The sequence below is a fragment of the Natrinema hispanicum genome (assembly GCF_004217335.1).
Lineage (GTDB): Archaea > Halobacteriota > Halobacteria > Halobacteriales > Natrialbaceae > Natrinema > Natrinema hispanicum.
Window position 1 is genome coordinate 102,244 of sequence record NZ_SHMP01000005.1, and the last position, 15,064, is coordinate 117,307.

The following is a 15,064-nucleotide window of genomic DNA, read 5'->3' on the forward strand; positions in this document are numbered from 1 at the left end:
GAAATCACTCCTGGAACTCGAGTCGGCCAGCGCGCCATCCCTCGCGGAGGTGGGCTTTGCCACATTCGTTGCAGCGGTACTTGAGGTCGGTCTTCTTGGTCGGCTTCTCGCCACCGGGCACCTTCGAGAAGCGACCGGAGTTCCCGATCGACGCGCTGTTGCGCCGGGTACGGCGAGCGTCCCATTTCATCCCCGAGGAGCGGCCCGTTCGGGACTTTTCGACTTCGTGTTCGTGGTGTTCGTTGCAGTGCGGGCAGTACGTATTGAATCGGCGTGGCATCTGCATGGTTATCTCACTTGCTGTGGCCTATGGCAGCGCTGTTTAAAAACCGTTTGATAGCCGCCGGGCCACCGCCCACGGGCGACGACGGGCTGCCGGCCACGCTCGCTGTTGACGTGCAGACAAGGCTGCTTTCTGTCGTCCGCCTCGCGAGGCGACAGCAGCCTCCGAAGCGTTTAATCCGCTCTCCTGTGAAGCTGAAGGCATGAAGCAGCTCATCATCCACGGCGATCCCGGCATTCGAAATGGGGCCATCATCCGATACGGGGAGTCGGAAGTGGTCTGTTTTGGGATCAACAGAAACGGCGAGTACCACGGTCCTGACCGGGTCCAGCTCTGGTGTACCGTCGGCAAGGAAGACGAATACGAGGATTACGAGAAACGGAACTACATGCCACACTTCCTCGAGGTCGACCATGTCGAGGCCGAGGATGTCGAAGTTATCCGGCCGAAAGCCGATCTCGCGATCTGATCGGCATCGATACACTCTCGTCCCGAGTTCTGTCCGCCCAGTCCATTCATGACCGGCTTCCATCGGCGACTCAGACAGCGTGCTCGAGTTCACAGATCTGTCTCTTAGTTGCTATTTTTACGCGGCGACCGGAAGATGGAAATCCAAGCCGTCGACAGTGACCGGTACGCTCGAGACCGAATACGACGATGAGTAATTCCCTGTCAGAGGCCGTCCGGATGCGGGTTCGCGCGCTGTGTTCGACGACGCGATTCGGGCAGTTCGTCGGCGTCGGTGCCGTCGGAGCGGCCGTCGACAATGTGGTTCTCGTGTTGTTAGTCGAGGCGACAGTTCTCGGTCCGGTTATCGCGAAAGTGCTCTCTTGGGAGCTCGGCATCGCGGTAATCTTTGCGGTCAACGAACGATGGACGTTTGCTGACTACGGAAAGAGTGGACTTCGACCCCTGGGGAAGCGATTCCTGCGTTCAAACGTGGTCCGACTTGGTGGGTTTCTCGTGACGCTGGCGGTACTAGCTGTTCTGGTTCGCCGGTTTGCGGTCTGGTATGTGCTGGCGAACGTCGTCGGAATTGGCGTCGGCTTCTTCGTTAACTACACCTGTGAGAGCCTCTATACGTGGCAGGTCCATCAGGACTAACGGGAGAAACCCGCATACGGCAGCCGAATCACAACCCTTAACTAGGCGACTCGGGTATGAACAGGTAGCGGGATGGGATAGCCAGGAGATTCCGGCGGGCTCATAACCCGCAGATCGGTAGTTCAAATCTACCTCCCGCTATGTTTTGGCGCGAACTAACTCGTGAGCGCCAACCATAGCACGGTTGTAGTTTGAGTCAGGAAGCAGCTTCGCTGCGACCGTGGTTCAAATCTACCTCCCGCTACTTTTGACGAATTCACCGACGAACAACGAGTGGAGCGAGGAGTGAGTCCGGAATTCGTCGAAAGACGACGAGTAGATTTGAACTAGACGACGAGGGACCGAAGCGACCGAAGTCGGCGTGGCTCAAATCTTCCTCCCGCGACGTTTTGGCGTGACCGAATCCGGGAGTTCCATCTCGAGCACGGTCGGATCTCGAATCGGACAGCACAGAACGAGGAGTGACTCACAATTCAACGCCTTCTCGCGCTTTCTGACCGTGAACACGCCGATGACAACCGTTCAGCGCCGCGCTCGAGCACACCCTCCTCGAGCCGCTGGCCACGAATCCACCGTCGGAAATCCAGCAGGTCAGTCGACGATTTCGATGGTGGTGTGATCGATGAGCCCGCGAGCAGCAGCGTCCGAGCGAGTGAGAGACACTGCAAGCGTGTACGTACCGGGATCGACCGGCTGCCATTCGTCTTCGCTGACTTGCATTCGCTGGTGCCACTGCCGCTGGAAGCGTTTGCGTTCACGCCGCGTGAACGAAAACGCGGCGGGCCGGTCGGGCACCGCTCGAGGTACCTGTGACGCCGAGCGGAGTCCGTCGACGGTCCAGTACCAGTAGTTCGGCGAATCCGTCCGAATCCGGATCGGGATCGGGAGCCGGTTGCGAAACGTGATCGTGATGTCGACCGGGTCGCCGGGTTCGTACCGCCGTTTGTCCGTCGACACGCCGACATCGATCGCCGGATAGCGAAGTGCCTGCGGCGTCACCGCGTGGCTGAGTGCCGCCCAGTCGATCGTCCGCGTGCGCTCGTCGGTCGCGCGCTCGCGTAGGCGGGCGTCTCGAGTCATTTGTCGGTCGGTCGGGTGCCGGACTCGGCGGCGTCGGTATCACCTGTAAACCGGTCGTCGAACCGATGGCAAGCAATCGGATGGGATGCTGACCCCGGCGTTAGCACCGGTTCGGTCGTTTCACAGGGCGTCTCGAACGCCGACGCGAGCCGGGTCCGTGCGTCCTCGAGATTTCCGTCTACGGCGGCCTCGAGCGCGTCAGCGAGCGCGTCGTCGGCGTCCGGATCGGAGAGCTGTCGGGGGATGTCGTAGGCATCTCGGAGCGCAGCCGGACCGGCTGTGTGGTCGTCAACTCGCGGGAGCAGCGCCGCGAGTCCAGCGTCGTCGTCAACGTCGCTCAGTCGGATTCGCAGCGCCATCACGGCGCGGAACTCGTCGTCGACGAGGTCGGACGCCGCGGGCGGGAGTACCCGCGGACAGCGCGGATGAAATCGGCAGCCCGGCGGGATGTCGCTCGGCGAAGGGGCGGCTCCCTCGAGGACGATCCGGTCGCCGTCCCAGCGGGGGTCGGGTTCGGGAATCGCAGACAGCAGTGCCTCGGTGTAGGGATGAGAGGGATCGGCAAAGACCTCAGCGGTCGGTCCCGTTTCGACGAACCGACCGAGATACATCACGGCCACCCGGTCGGCGAGGTGCTCGACGACCGAGAGGTCGTGGGTGATCAGCAGATAGGAGAGTCCAAACCGGTCTTGCAAGTCGGCCAGCAGGTTGAGAATCCCGGCCTGAACCGAAACGTCGAGCGCGGACACCGGCTCGTCGCAGATGAGCATCTCGGGTTCGACGGCGAGCGCGCGGGCGATGCCGATCCGCTGGCGCTGCCCGCCGGAGAACTCGTGGGGATATCGGGTCGCGTAATCGGCCTGCAGGCCGACCGTCTCGAGCAACTCTCGAACCCGTTCGTCGCGGCGCGCTGGCGGCACCACGTCGTGGACTGCGAGCGCTTCGCCAATACTCTCGGCGACGGTCAACTGCGGATTCAGACTCGAGAGCGGGTCCTGAAAGACGTACTGGATCTCGCTTCGCAGCTCCCGCAGCTCACCTCGAGCGCACGCGGTGAGGTCGGTCCCGCGGTAGGTGACCGAGCCAGCGGCGGGCTCGAGCAGTCCGACGAGCGTGCGGCCGAGCGTGGTCTTGCCACAGCCGCTCTCGCCGACCAGACCGACCGTCTCGCCGGCGTGAAGCTCGAGGTCGACGCCGTCGACCGCCCGAACCGTCTCGCCGCGCCCGAGCAGCCGATCCAGGATGCCGTCGGCGGTGGTATAGTGTGTCGCAAGCCCCTCGGCGCGCAACAGCGGCTCGTCATCGCGGCCGGTCATCGCGGTTCACCTTGCTGTTTCTGTTCGCGGCAGTCACTGTCCGCATCGTCTCTCACCTGCACCTCGTAGTCCAGCCCGGCCTCGAGGTCGCCAGTGTACTCGAGGCAGGCGGCGACGTGGGCGTCGGGATCGCCATCGGCCGGCCGACCTGACACCGGATCGACAAGCGACGGCCGACGGCTGGCACAGCAGTCCTCCGCGTACGGACAGCGCGGGTGGAACCGACAGCCCGTCGGCGGAGCCACGAGATCGGGGGCCGTCCCCGGAATCGTCGGCAGACGCTTGCGGTCGTCACCGAGCCGTGGTGTCGCGGCTAACAGCCCGACGGTGTAGGGGTGTTTGGGATCGTAGTACAGTTCGTCGACCGGCGCGCGCTCGACGATCTCGCCGGCGTACTGGACCAGCACCCGGTCACAGAGCTCGGCGACGACGCCGAGATCGTGAGTCACCAGTTGGATCGCCGTCTCTGATTTGGCTGCGAGCTCCGCGAGCAACTCGAGGATGCCGGCCTGGACCGTCACGTCGAGTCCGGTCGTCGGCTCGTCGCAGATGAGCACGGCGGGATCACAGGACAGCGCCATTGCGATGACGGCCCGCTGTTGCATTCCGCCGGAAAACTCGTGGGGGTAGTCGGCGTATCGGGCAGCTGGGTTCGGAATTCCGACCCGATCGAGGAGGGCGATCGTCCGGTCACGGGCTTCGCTGTCGGTGACGTCTTCGTGGGCGCGGATCGTCTCAGCGATCTGTTCGCCGACGGTGTAGACGGGGTTGAGTGCCGCGCCGGCGTCCTGAAAGACCATCGCGATCTCGTTGCCACGGATCGCCCGGAGGTCGTCGGCCGATAACTCGCGAATGTCGCGGCCGCGAAACCGAATTTCACCGCCTACGATCTCACCTGCCCCGTCGAGCAGGCGGAGCACCGCGCGGCTGGCGGCGCTTTTCCCGGCTCCGCTCTCGCCGACGAGGCCGACCGTCTCGCCGGCACGGATCTCGTAACTGATGCCGTCGACCGCCCGAACCACGCCGTCGTCGGTGTAGTACTGGACGACCAGATCTTCAACCTCGAGCAGCGCCATCAGCGCATCCGCCTCCGATCGTCGTCGACGTCCCGGTCGGGCTCGAGCGCATCGTTGATCCCGTCACCAACGAGGTTGATCGCCAGCACGAACAGGAAGATCGCGAGCCCGGGGAAGGCGGTCACGTGCCAGTCGCCCCGGAGCAGCGAGCTGCGGCCCTGTGCGAGCATCGCGCCCCACTCGGCGCTGCCGGGCTCGAGACCGAGGCCGAGAAAGCCAAGCGCCGCCGCAGTGAGGACGACCGTCCCGATGTTGAGCGTCGCCTGGACGACGACGGGGGCGATGGCGTTTGGCACGACGTGCCGTCGGATAATCGTCCGATCGGGAACGCCGAGCGCCCGCGCGGCCGTAACGTACTCGCGTTCGCGCACCGAGAGGACTTCGCCGCGTATCAGTCTGGCGTAGCCGACCCAGCCGGTGACGGCGAGTGCGACCACCACCGTCCAGTAGCCGCTCCCGAGGATCGGCACCGGCTCGAGGATCGGAACGATGGCGATCGCCAACACCAGAAACGGGAACGCATAGAGCACGTCGACGATCCGCATGATCACCTCGTCGATCCAGCCGCCGAAATAGCCGGCGATCGCACCCAGCGGAACGCCGACACAGAGCGCCAGCCCGACGGCGACGAGACCGATACTGAGCGTGTACCGACCGCCGACGAGCACCCGCGAGAACTGATCGCGGCCCGCCCAGTCGGTTCCGAAAGGATGTGCCAGCGAGGGCGGGGCGTTCGGCGGCCCGACGAACATCGCAGCTGGATCGGAGGGTGCCAGCGAGAACGGCTGCAGCGTGATCGTCACCTCGGTCGTCGACACCGCGATCGGCCGGGCGAAGACTGCGAGCACCGTCATGACGATGAGGACTGCCAGCCCGGCCATTGCCGACCGGTTCCGGCGGAACCGCCGCCACGCGTTCTCGAGACGACGTCCTGGCTGAGCGAGCGCCGACGTCGACGCTGTCGTCGATTCGATGCCTGTGGCCGCCCTCGAGGCGATGTGTTGGTCAGTCGCCGCGCCATCTGCGTTGGCAGCGTCGCTACTCGTGTCGCTGTCCCGCTTCTGTTCGGCGGCATCGTCGAAGCCGACGATGCGAATGCGGCCGCGGTCGGTGGTGGGCTGTCGGTCGCTCATCTGTTAGTATCGAATGCGTGGATCGAGGATCGCGTAGACGATGTCGACGAGCAGATTTGCAAGGACGATCGCGGTGCCAATGACGAGGACGATCGCCTGAATAACGGGGTAATCCCGCCGAAGAATCGACCGTACCAGCAGTCGGCCCATACCCGGCCAGGAGAAGATCCCCTCGACGACGACGGCCCCGTCGACCAGGAACGCAAGCTGGAGGCCAGCGACGGTGACGACCGGCAGGAAGGCGTTTCGCAAGACGTGTTTCAGGATCACCGTCCGTTCCGGGAGCCCCTTCGCGCGCGCGGCTGTGACATACGGTGCGTCGAGTTCTCGTCGCACCGACGACCGGAGCAGGCGCATGACGAGCGCGGCCGAAGCTGTTCCCAGCGTGATCGTCGGTAACACGAGAAACTTCGCGGTCGCGAGACTCACGAGCGGTGCGTCCGGTGGGAGAACCCGAAACCAGCCGAGCCGGACGCTGAAGACGAACAACAGGATGAGGCCGAGCCAGAAGTTCGGCGTCGCGATCCCGGCAAGCGCCGCGATCCGCCCGGCCTCGTCGGCCGGCTCGCCCGCGCTGACGGCGGCGACGATCCCTGCGGGAATGCCGATCGCGAGCGCGAGCAGCCACGCCGCCCCACCGAGTGCGAGCGTCGCCGGAAGCCGGCGGCTGATCGTCGCCGACACGTCGCGGCCGGTGACCGGCGACTCGCCGAACTCGAGGGTGAGCGCATCACGCAGCCACAACAGGTATTGGTCCCATACCGGCTGATCGAGGTGATATTCGGCCCGGATCGCCGCCTCGGTCGCAGGGCTCACGTCTCGAACGCCTACGATCGCGTCGACCGCATCACCCGGCAACAGGTGGACGAACGAGAACGTCAGTGCGGTGACGCCGACTAAGACCGGCACCGTGACCGCCAGCCGTCGACCCACGTATCGACCGAGTGACATCAGTGTCAGTTCGAGCGAACGTACTCGTTTGCGATCGCTTCCTGAAACGATTCAGCTGCGTAGTCCTCGAGCAGCGGTGAGATCGGTGTATACGCCACCTGTCCGATGCCGTGATAGACGGTCTCGAGGGTACGCTCGCGCGGAACCAACATGTTACAGCCGCGGCGAACCGACGGCTCCGAAAACGGGGGCAGATAGCAGGGATACAGAATCATATCGAACCCACCACTGACACGCCGGCCGACGCCATAGTCGTCGTTCGCCTCGAAATCGCTGAGACTCGCCGACGGCAGGTTGTAGCTGAAGTGGAGATCACCGCGCTCGAGGGCTGCCTGCCGGGACGATTGGTCGGTGATAATCTCGAGCGTGACGGTTTCGATCGGTGGGGTCGCGGGGACCGTCTCGTCGCCTGCAAACCAGTGGTCGTCGAACCGGCGCAGTCGCCAGTGGGTTCCAGACTCGTGTTCGACGAACCGGTATGGGCCGGTTCCGATCGGCTCCGTCTCGAGGTCGTGGTCGGCTTCGCCTTCACCATCGATCGCGGCCAGCGGGACGATCGAGACGTTGAACAGTGCCGTCTCGAACGGGCCATACTCCCGCCAGCAATTGATCTCGATCGTGTGATCGTCGATGATCGTGCTGCTCTCGTACCAGTCGTAGACGTCGCTCTCCCGTGTCGTTCCCTCGTAGCGCTCGAACGAGCGCTTGACGTGGGTAGCCGTAAGCACTTCGCCGTTGTGGAACTCGACGCCCTCGCGGAGAGAGAACCGATACGTCGTCGCGTCGAGTTGTTCCCAGTCGGTCGCGAGCATCGGCTGGACCTCGCCGTCGAAGTCGACGCCGACGAGTTGCTCGTAGACGAGCGCCGTCGCCTGACTCGAGACGGTGCCATTTATTTCGACGGGATCGTAGTTCGTGACATCGCTGCCGAAATCGCCGACGAATTCGGTTTCGTTCTCGAGGTCGGTGTAGACACCGGCCCAGGGGGCGTACACCGCGTAGTATGAGCCCGGCTGCAGCGGGTACGTCTGCCAGTCGTTGACGACATCGCCATTCCAGACGTGGGTGGCCTCGCGAAACCGGACGAACGATGCCGGCGAGTCCGCGACCAGTTCTTTTTGGAGGTTCCGATAGATCTCGACACGTTCGTCGGGGTCGGTCTCGGTGAGCCCAGCATCGATGTACTCGTCGACGGTTTCGTTTTCGTAGTGGCCGACGTTGAGCCCGTTTGGCGTCCGGTTCTCCGAGTGAAAGAGCATGGTGACGTAGTTGCTGGGATCCCAGCCGCCGGTCAAACTCGAAACGAAGATGGCGTTTTCTTCCGTGTCTGCCGCAGAAAGCATCGCCTCGACGTGCGAGCCGAAATCCCGCGATTCGATTTCGACATCGAAAAAGCCGGTTCCGTCGAGTTCGCTCTGAAGGAGCTGTGCGAACCGGGTTCGCTCTTCGTCCTGCGTGATGGCGATCGTCGTTTCGAACGGCGGCTCGATGTCCGCTGCCGCGAATCCCTCCTCGATCAGTTCCGCGGCCGGTCCGTCGGTCGTGGCGCTGTCGAAGTTGAGACAGCCTGCCAGTCCTGCACCCCCAAGGGCCCCCGCACGCGTCAGAAACGAACGCCGTCCCAGCCGAGTGCGTTCACCTGACCCGACACTATTCCCAGCCATACGCGTGAGATTCCGATTCTGCGACCATATTCCTTGTGTTGGGCCGACATGGACCGATTCGACCGCCGACAGCGAGTCCTGTCGCTACTCGTCGTCCGAACTCCACAGTCACCGGTGACAATCCAGCCTCTCGTCTGCGGTCGATCCAGCGGCGGGTGCTGGAACAGGCGTCGACGCTCGCTTACGAATCGCCTTCCTCGTCGACGATGACGACCTCGCCATCGACGACATCGACGTTGATCAGCGTCTTGACGTCGTAGCCGGCGTCGTCGACCTTGTTTTCGCCGCCGACCTTCTTGATCACGGCGACCGTGTCGATGACTTCCGCACCGATGTCGTCCAGTGCGGTGAGCACCGCTGCGAGCGTCCCGCCCGTCGAGAGCACGTCGTCGATGACGAGCACGCGCTCGCCCTCGCGGACGTCGTTGATGTACATCTCGTTCTCCGAGTAGCCGGTCTGCTGGGAGATCGCGACCTCGTCCTCGAGCCCGTACTTGCGCTTTCGGATCACGGTCAGCGGGATGTCGGTCATCAGCGAGACAGCCGTCGAGATGTGAATGCCCATCGCTGCAGGCGTGACGATCCGATCGACGTCCTCGAGTTCGGCCTTGCGGATGATTCGGATGACGATCTCGCGCAACAGACCCGGCTCGAGTTTGGGGAGGCCGTCGCTGATCGGGTGCACGAAGTAATGATAGCCGTTCTTCTCGATGATCGGCGCGTCGAGGAGGGACTGCTTGAGTTGATCCATGTCGTCGGTCGGACGGTCGGAGAGTAAAAGTTGACGATCCGGCCGAGTGAGCCGCCAAGCGGCGGGATGTGTTTGCTGCCCACACGATCACGAGTCCGGGCTGGCCGGGGTGTTCACTGCCAGTCGTCACTCGTTGTAGCTGAGTTCCGGCGGCTGGTCGCCGTGTCCGAGACGCATGTTTCGCTCGTAGTAGATGTGTGCAGCCGCTGTGACCGTGAACATGCCTGCGATGACGGACAGCCAGGTCAGATCCGAGAACTGGCTTAGCGGATAGATCTCCAGCCAGAGCGACGCGGCCAGTGCACAACTGATCGCCCCCATGGAGAGATATAGCTCCCGCCATGCGAACTCTCGGCCGGGGACGATCTCGAGATAGACGCTGATGTCTCGGGTTCGGTCGGTCGACTCGATGAGGCCCCGATCGGAGTCGAAGCGGAGAATGCCGGTCGAGTCCATCTTCGGGAGATGGGTCTGCTGGAGCGTCGTATAGACCCGCTTTCGCTGCTCGGGTGTGACACCCTCGAGTGTCGTGTCGTACTCCCAGGCGGCGACTTGCTGGGCGAGATCGCCGAGTTCGACCGGCCGCTCGTCCTGTTTGAGATACTGCACGACGTAGCGCCGTCGCTGGTTCCGCAGGACTTCGAAGACCTCGCCTTTCGAGAGCGGTTCGTCGGTCACGTCGTGCTCGTCACTGTCGGCCGTCGAAGCGTCCTCAGTCCGTAGCTGTTGTGCCACCTCAGTCACCTCCCAGTGCCGGGCCGGCCCGGCCTTGCACTCCCCTTTGATAAGATCGAATACTCATTAGTTCGAACGAATGAATTCCATCCATATAATTGTCTTGACGGGCTTGTCGAGAGCGGTGGTGTCACGAGGTCACGGCCCAGCCACACGGCGAGTTACATCTGTTGATAAATAGACATAATTCTCCCTTCCGACCTTAGCTGCCCGTCGACCCGACGCCAAGCATCGCCGCGATCGAGTCGGCGATCTCGCCACCCAATCCAGCTTTCGTCCCCTCGTAGCGAGCGGCGTCGTCCGCGTGGACCAACAGGGCACACGTCGTCTCCGATCCCATTACGCTCGCGTCGTTGGCGACGACAAAGGCGAGCCCGGCCCGCTCCAAGGTCTGTCTGGCCTGTTCGATCATCGCCCCCTCGTCGCCGGAGGTCTCGGTTTTGAAGCCGACGATCGGCAACTCGGGGTACTCGTCGCGAATCTCGTCGATGAGTTTCGGCGTCGGCTCGAGCTCGAGCGTGAGCTCCTGTCCCGAACGCAACTTCTCGTCGCTTGCCTCGACGGTGTAGTCGCTGATGGCGGCCACCGAGACGAGCGTGTCGGCGTCGTCACAGGCCTCGCGAGTGGCCGCGAGCATCTCCGCGGCGCTTTCGACCTGCTGGACTGTGGCGTAGGGCACGTCGGGACCGTCGTGGACGAGCGTTACGTCTGCGCCGCGGACGTAGCAGGCCTGTGCGACGGCGCGGCCCATCTTCCCCGACGAGCGGTTCGTGATGACGCGGACGGGATCGATCGCCTCGCTGGTCGCCCCGCTGGTCACGACGACGTGCTTGCCTGCAAGCGGCCGGTCGCCGGCCGCACGGGCCACGTCGGAGACGATTGCGTCCTCGCTTGCGATCTTGGCTTTCCCTTCCTCGATGCGCGGGTCGACGAACTCGACGCCCCACTCGGCGACGGTGTCGATCGCCTCGAGCACGCCGGGGTGGTCGTACATCGGTTCGTGCATCGCGGGGGCGATCACGACCGGCGTGTCGGCACCGAGTGCGGTCGTCGCACACGTCGTCACGGGCGTGTCGTCGACGGCCCCGGCGATCTTGCCGACGGTGTTGGCCGTCGCTGGTGCGATCAGAAAGACGTCGGCCCAGCCGTCGTACCCACAGAGCTCGACGTGTTCGACGCTGCCGGTGATCTCCGTGACCACGTCGTTGTCGGTGGCGAACTCGACGGCCCAGGGGTGGATGATCCCCTGTGCACTGCCGGTCATCACCCCGCGAACTGTGGCACCCTGGCGTCGCAACTCGTGGGCCAGTTCGACCGTCTTGACGGCCGCGATCGACCCCGTCACTCCGAGCGCGACGTTGACTCCCTCGAGCATTCGGCTGCTAGTCTCTCTCGGGGTGTGTTAAGCGTAGCGAGGCGTCGCCGACTGCGCGCCGGCACCTGTTCTACTCCTCGGCTACGAGATCGACCCGCTCGGCGAGCCACTCGAGGGCCGCGTCGACGGTTGCAGGATCGGTGCCGGTCACCTTCAGCCGGTTTTGTCGCTCCGTCGCCGGATAGCTGCCGATCGTCACGTCGAAGTGCTCGCGAACGCCGTCGATGGCCTCGGCCATCGTCCCCTCCGGCTGGGGCGTGTACGCGATCCGCGAGATCGTCTCGCCATCGAACTCCGCGGCGACCTGCTCGAACAACGCCTGCATCTCCGCGGGCACGCCCGGGAACGCGTAGACGCTCTCGAGGACACAGCCGGGGCACAGCCCCTCCGGATTGTGCAGGGGGCGGCTCCCAGCGGGCAGCGCCGCCCACGCGTCGACATCGAAGTCGAGTTCCGCGGCCGTGACCGTCTCAGGATCGAGATTCCGGTAGTTCGCGACGGTCTCGATGACGTCCTGTCGGACAGTTTCGTCGACGACCAGCTCGCGGTCGAACGCGTCCGCAAGCGCGTCGGCGGTGACGTCGTCGTGGGTGCCGCCGAGGCCACCAGTCACGATCACGGCGTCGACGTCAGCCGTCCACTCGTCGATCGTCGCCGCAATGCGGTCACGATCGTCTGGGAGCGTCAGGATTCGGTCGACGGTCACGCCGCTGTCGGTCAGCCGGGTCGCGAGCCACTGTGCGTTCGTGTTCGCGATATCCCCGGCGAGTACTTCGTCGCCGACGGTGAGGATGGCGACCTCCATCGACCGAGTCGACGCACGCGTTCGGCAAAAGGATACGGTCGCGTCGCGTGGCTGATACGGTCTGCTGTCACGATTTACCGGCGTACCCGCGACCGTCCTGCGGGTGCGCCGGAACTGACTGACAGCAGTCCGTATGACTCAGTCGTCCTCGACGCTCGGGTGCATCGTCGGCACCTCATCAAGCGGTTCCGCGAAGGCCTCGAGCAGCCGCGTTCGTGCCTGTTCGTCACGCGCGCGGCGCTCTTCGTCGTCGATCTCCTCACAGCCCGGTGGCACCTCGCGGCCGCGGCCGGTGAAGTAGCCCGCGGGGACGACCCAGTCGTGATAGAAGTTCGCATCCGAGTCGTGGATTACGGCGAGCCCGACTTTCGCGCCGTGGCCGGCCGCGACGATCGCCTGATGGGGTTCGTCCGCGAGTCGGCCCGCAGCATAGACGCCGTCGACGGCCGTCCGACCGGCGTCGTCGGTGTCGACGAAGTGTTTGCTCCCGCGCTGGATGCGGCCTACGTCTAACGGGACGAGATACTCGCTGTCCGACCACGAAGCCGCGATAATACGGCGCGTCTCGATCGGTTCGCCGCCCTCGATCTCGAGGACGAAGCCCTCCTCGAGATCGTCCTCATCGATCGGCTCGGCACGCGTCACACGCCCGAGTTCGAATTCTGCACCTGCTTTTCGGGCCTGTTCGCGGGTGAGTTGCAGGTACCGACGGGCGTCGACGCCGTCCGGGAAGCCGGGGTAGTTCTCGAGGCTAGCGTTGCGCGCGAGGATCGATTCGCCCCCGTCAACGACGAGGGTGTCCAGTCCCGCGCGGGCGGTGAAGATCGACGCGGCGAGGCCGGCGGTGCCGCCGCCGACGATACAGACGTCTCGCATGGCTCGCGCTTGTCGAGGCCGCGTATAGAAGATTGTCATGCTGGGCGGCGCTCAGTACGCGACACACACAGTTGTGCCAGTCCGTACGTTGCGGTTCGAAGGGGAGAAACCAGATATCATTATATGAATGAGATAACGAACCCTGTACTGGTTACATTTATCGCCCAGATCGTGGTTAGTAGTGTTATGGATCGCTCAACGGACAGCACGCCTCGTCCGTTTCAGGCGCGAAAGCGGGCGGTGATCAAGACGCTGGGCTATCGGCTTCTGATGGTCGCGGTCACCGTCGTCGTCGCCTGGGTCGTCCTCGGGGACGTACGGACTGCCATCGACATCGGCCTCGTGGCTAACGTGGTCAAAACCGGGACGTACTACGCCTACGAACGCCTCTGGGATCACATCGCGTGGGGTCGTCTCGCGTGACCGAACACGAGCCCGGAACCTGCTGCCACGATCATGTGGAGTGTGCAGCCTGCGTTCGGAACGTCTCATCGGAGCGATGGAGGTAGCCCTTGGCGAGTTGGGCTTCGGCTTGCCGGAGACGATAGGACACCGTCGATTGGGGCACGTCGAGGACGGCCGCAAGTTCGCTGATGGTGATCTCCCGTGGCGTCTCGTAGTAGCCGTGTTCGATGGCCGCCCGGAGTGTGGCTCGCTGTTCGCGGGGCATCGAGACGGTCGCCAGCGAGTCGTAGTTTAACTGTTCGGCGTCGCCGAGGCGACCGATGGTAAATCGGACCCCGTCATCGAGATGGGTTTGGGCTTTTTCCGAGAAGACGTCGACGTTCTCGTCCGATGGCATGAGCAGACGCCACTCGTGGCAATTCCCGCGTCGCTGTGACTGAAAGACGAGCCCGAGGTCGAGGTGTCTGGCCGCGAGGGCTGCCACGGAGTTACAGGTGTGGAGCCGTTTCAGAAACGAGTAGAAGACGAGCGTCGTCGAGGAACGCTCGAGAACCTCGTGTTGTCGAACCGCGCCACAGTCCGTCTCGGTCATTTTTTCGGTCGGCGTGTCCGCCTCGAGTCTGAGGCGCTCGATCCGGTCGAGCGCCGTTTCGGGTCCCACGAACCGCTCGATACACCACAGCCGATCCCGTCGGACGCAACTGGCGATCGAGTCCGAGGACAGCGTTGGGTATTCCATGAACGCGTCCATCACGGGATCGACCCCGTCCTGATACTCGAGCGCGAAAGTCAGCTCGCGCATGTGGTAATATACCATGGGTGTGGTTAAATATGTACTATTTATTTTAAGACGCGACTCGTCTTCTCCGTAAGGCTCGAGACGGGCTGAAAAATCGTTCCGATCGCTGTCTAGACCGCCGATCCCAGACGAGTGATCAAACGACGGTAACGTCTCCTGGCGATTATGACTGTGTCTCGAGGGGGCTGCGGTTGGCCTGTGCCAATTCAGATTATATGGGGGCCCGTGGCTTGCGATGGCCTGTACGATGATCGAACGACGCACGTTCCTTCGGACGGCTGGGACGGTCACGATTGGCATGGCCCTGGCAGGGTGTTCCAGTGGCGATACCGGTGAGCAGAACGGAACAGACGACGAGAACGGCGGTGTCACCGACGTCGATGTTGGTCCAGAGGGACGCCTCCGGTTCGAGCCCGAAGCGGTCGAGATCGCGGTCGGCGACACCGTCAGATGGACCGCATTGAGCGAGGGACACAACGTCACGAGCCATCCGGACGCGTCGCCGAAGTGTGAAAATCCGGAGGGTGCAGAGCCGTTTACGTCCTATGAGGGTGACGACCACTTCGCCATCATGGCCGTCGACGGAACCTTCGAACACGAGTTTCCCGTCCCCGGCGAGTACGTCTACGTCTGTACGCCCCACGCCGGACAGGGGATGGTCGGGACGGTAACTGTCTCCGAGTAGGGTTGGTGTGGACCAGCCAATGTTTG

General features: G+C 63.7%; 17 protein-coding genes and 1 tRNA gene. 5 read left to right on the forward strand and 13 right to left on the reverse strand.

The features are described 5' to 3' along the window. Window positions 1-4: 4 nt before the first annotated feature. Complete coding sequence (locus BDK88_RS12615; protein ID WP_092933981.1) at window positions 5-286, reverse strand: 50S ribosomal protein L44e; 282 nt, start codon at window positions 284-286, stop codon at window positions 5-7. A gap of 199 nt (window positions 287-485) precedes the next feature. Here BDK88_RS12615 and BDK88_RS12620 point away from each other — a divergent pair, with 199 nt between their 5' ends. From BDK88_RS12620 to BDK88_RS12630, 3 genes are all read left to right on the forward strand, one after another. After that, entirely contained in the window at window positions 486-752 is a 267-nt protein-coding gene (locus tag BDK88_RS12620) for an HAH_0734 family protein (protein WP_130500729.1), read from the forward strand. A gap of 188 nt (window positions 753-940) precedes the next feature. Further along, entirely contained in the window at window positions 941-1,387 is a 447-nt protein-coding gene (locus tag BDK88_RS12625) for a GtrA family protein (RefSeq protein ID WP_130500730.1), read from the forward strand. 66 nt (window positions 1,388-1,453) lie between these two features. Then, window positions 1,454-1,528: transfer RNA gene (locus BDK88_RS12630), tRNA-Met, on the forward strand. A 450-nt stretch (window positions 1,529-1,978) separates the two neighbouring features. Here BDK88_RS12630 and BDK88_RS12635 read toward each other — a convergent pair. From BDK88_RS12635 to BDK88_RS12685, 11 genes are all read right to left on the reverse strand, one after another. Further along, window positions 1,979-2,467: a COG1361 family protein gene (locus BDK88_RS12635; protein ID WP_130500731.1), complete on the reverse strand. Its 489-nt coding sequence runs from the start codon at window positions 2,465-2,467 to the stop codon at window positions 1,979-1,981. Further along, complete coding sequence (locus tag BDK88_RS12640; protein ID WP_130500732.1) at window positions 2,464-3,783, reverse strand: ABC transporter ATP-binding protein; 1,320 nt, start codon at window positions 3,781-3,783, stop codon at window positions 2,464-2,466. Before BDK88_RS12640 ends, BDK88_RS12635 begins: the two co-directional genes overlap by 4 nt. Continuing rightward, window positions 3,780-4,859 (reverse strand): ABC transporter ATP-binding protein, encoded by a 1,080-nt coding sequence (locus BDK88_RS12645; RefSeq protein ID WP_130500733.1) that lies wholly within the window; start codon window positions 4,857-4,859, stop codon window positions 3,780-3,782. The genes BDK88_RS12640 and BDK88_RS12645 overlap by 4 nt, the downstream gene beginning before the upstream one ends. Then, on the reverse strand, window positions 4,859-5,992 hold the full coding sequence (locus tag BDK88_RS12650) for an ABC transporter permease (protein WP_130500734.1): 1,134 nt from the start codon (window positions 5,990-5,992) through the stop codon (window positions 4,859-4,861). Before BDK88_RS12650 ends, BDK88_RS12645 begins: the two co-directional genes overlap by 1 nt. A 3-nt stretch (window positions 5,993-5,995) precedes the next feature. Next, a complete protein-coding gene (locus BDK88_RS12655; protein ID WP_130500735.1) occupies window positions 5,996-6,943 on the reverse strand; it encodes an ABC transporter permease in 948 nt (315 codons plus the stop codon). A gap of 5 nt (window positions 6,944-6,948) precedes the next feature. After that, window positions 6,949-8,607, reverse strand: a complete 1,659-nt coding sequence (locus BDK88_RS12660) for an ABC transporter substrate-binding protein (protein ID WP_207225290.1) — start codon at window positions 8,605-8,607, stop codon at window positions 6,949-6,951. A gap of 181 nt (window positions 8,608-8,788) precedes the next feature. Next, complete coding sequence (gene hpt / locus BDK88_RS12665) at window positions 8,789-9,358, reverse strand: hypoxanthine/guanine phosphoribosyltransferase (protein WP_130500736.1); 570 nt, start codon at window positions 9,356-9,358, stop codon at window positions 8,789-8,791. Between the two features lie 126 nt (window positions 9,359-9,484). Next, the gene (locus tag BDK88_RS12670) at window positions 9,485-10,102 is read right to left on the reverse strand and encodes a DUF7344 domain-containing protein (protein ID WP_130500737.1); all 618 of its coding nucleotides are present in this window, start codon (window positions 10,100-10,102) and stop codon (window positions 9,485-9,487) included. Window positions 10,103-10,295: 193 nt separating this feature from the next. Continuing rightward, the gene (gene coaBC / locus BDK88_RS12675; RefSeq protein WP_130500738.1) at window positions 10,296-11,468 is read right to left on the reverse strand and encodes a bifunctional phosphopantothenoylcysteine decarboxylase/phosphopantothenate--cysteine ligase CoaBC; all 1,173 of its coding nucleotides are present in this window, start codon (window positions 11,466-11,468) and stop codon (window positions 10,296-10,298) included. Between the two features lie 70 nt (window positions 11,469-11,538). Further along, entirely contained in the window at window positions 11,539-12,273 is a 735-nt protein-coding gene (locus BDK88_RS12680; RefSeq protein ID WP_130500739.1) for a competence/damage-inducible protein A, read from the reverse strand. 138 nt (window positions 12,274-12,411) lie between these two features. Then, a complete protein-coding gene (locus tag BDK88_RS12685; protein WP_130500740.1) occupies window positions 12,412-13,149 on the reverse strand; it encodes an NAD(P)/FAD-dependent oxidoreductase in 738 nt (245 codons plus the stop codon). Window positions 13,150-13,335: 186 nt separating this feature from the next. Here BDK88_RS12685 and BDK88_RS12690 point away from each other — a divergent pair, with 186 nt between their 5' ends. Then, window positions 13,336-13,572 (forward strand): DUF2061 domain-containing protein, encoded by a 237-nt coding sequence (locus BDK88_RS12690; RefSeq protein WP_130500741.1) that lies wholly within the window; start codon window positions 13,336-13,338, stop codon window positions 13,570-13,572. A gap of 31 nt (window positions 13,573-13,603) precedes the next feature. Here BDK88_RS12690 and BDK88_RS12695 read toward each other — a convergent pair whose 3' ends face one another. Then, window positions 13,604-14,356, reverse strand: a complete 753-nt coding sequence (locus BDK88_RS12695; protein ID WP_130500742.1) for a helix-turn-helix domain-containing protein — start codon at window positions 14,354-14,356, stop codon at window positions 13,604-13,606. A gap of 244 nt (window positions 14,357-14,600) precedes the next feature. Here BDK88_RS12695 and BDK88_RS12700 point away from each other — a divergent pair, with 244 nt between their 5' ends. After that, entirely contained in the window at window positions 14,601-15,038 is a 438-nt protein-coding gene (locus BDK88_RS12700) for a plastocyanin/azurin family copper-binding protein (RefSeq protein ID WP_242611671.1), read from the forward strand. Window positions 15,039-15,064: the final 26 nt, after the last annotated feature.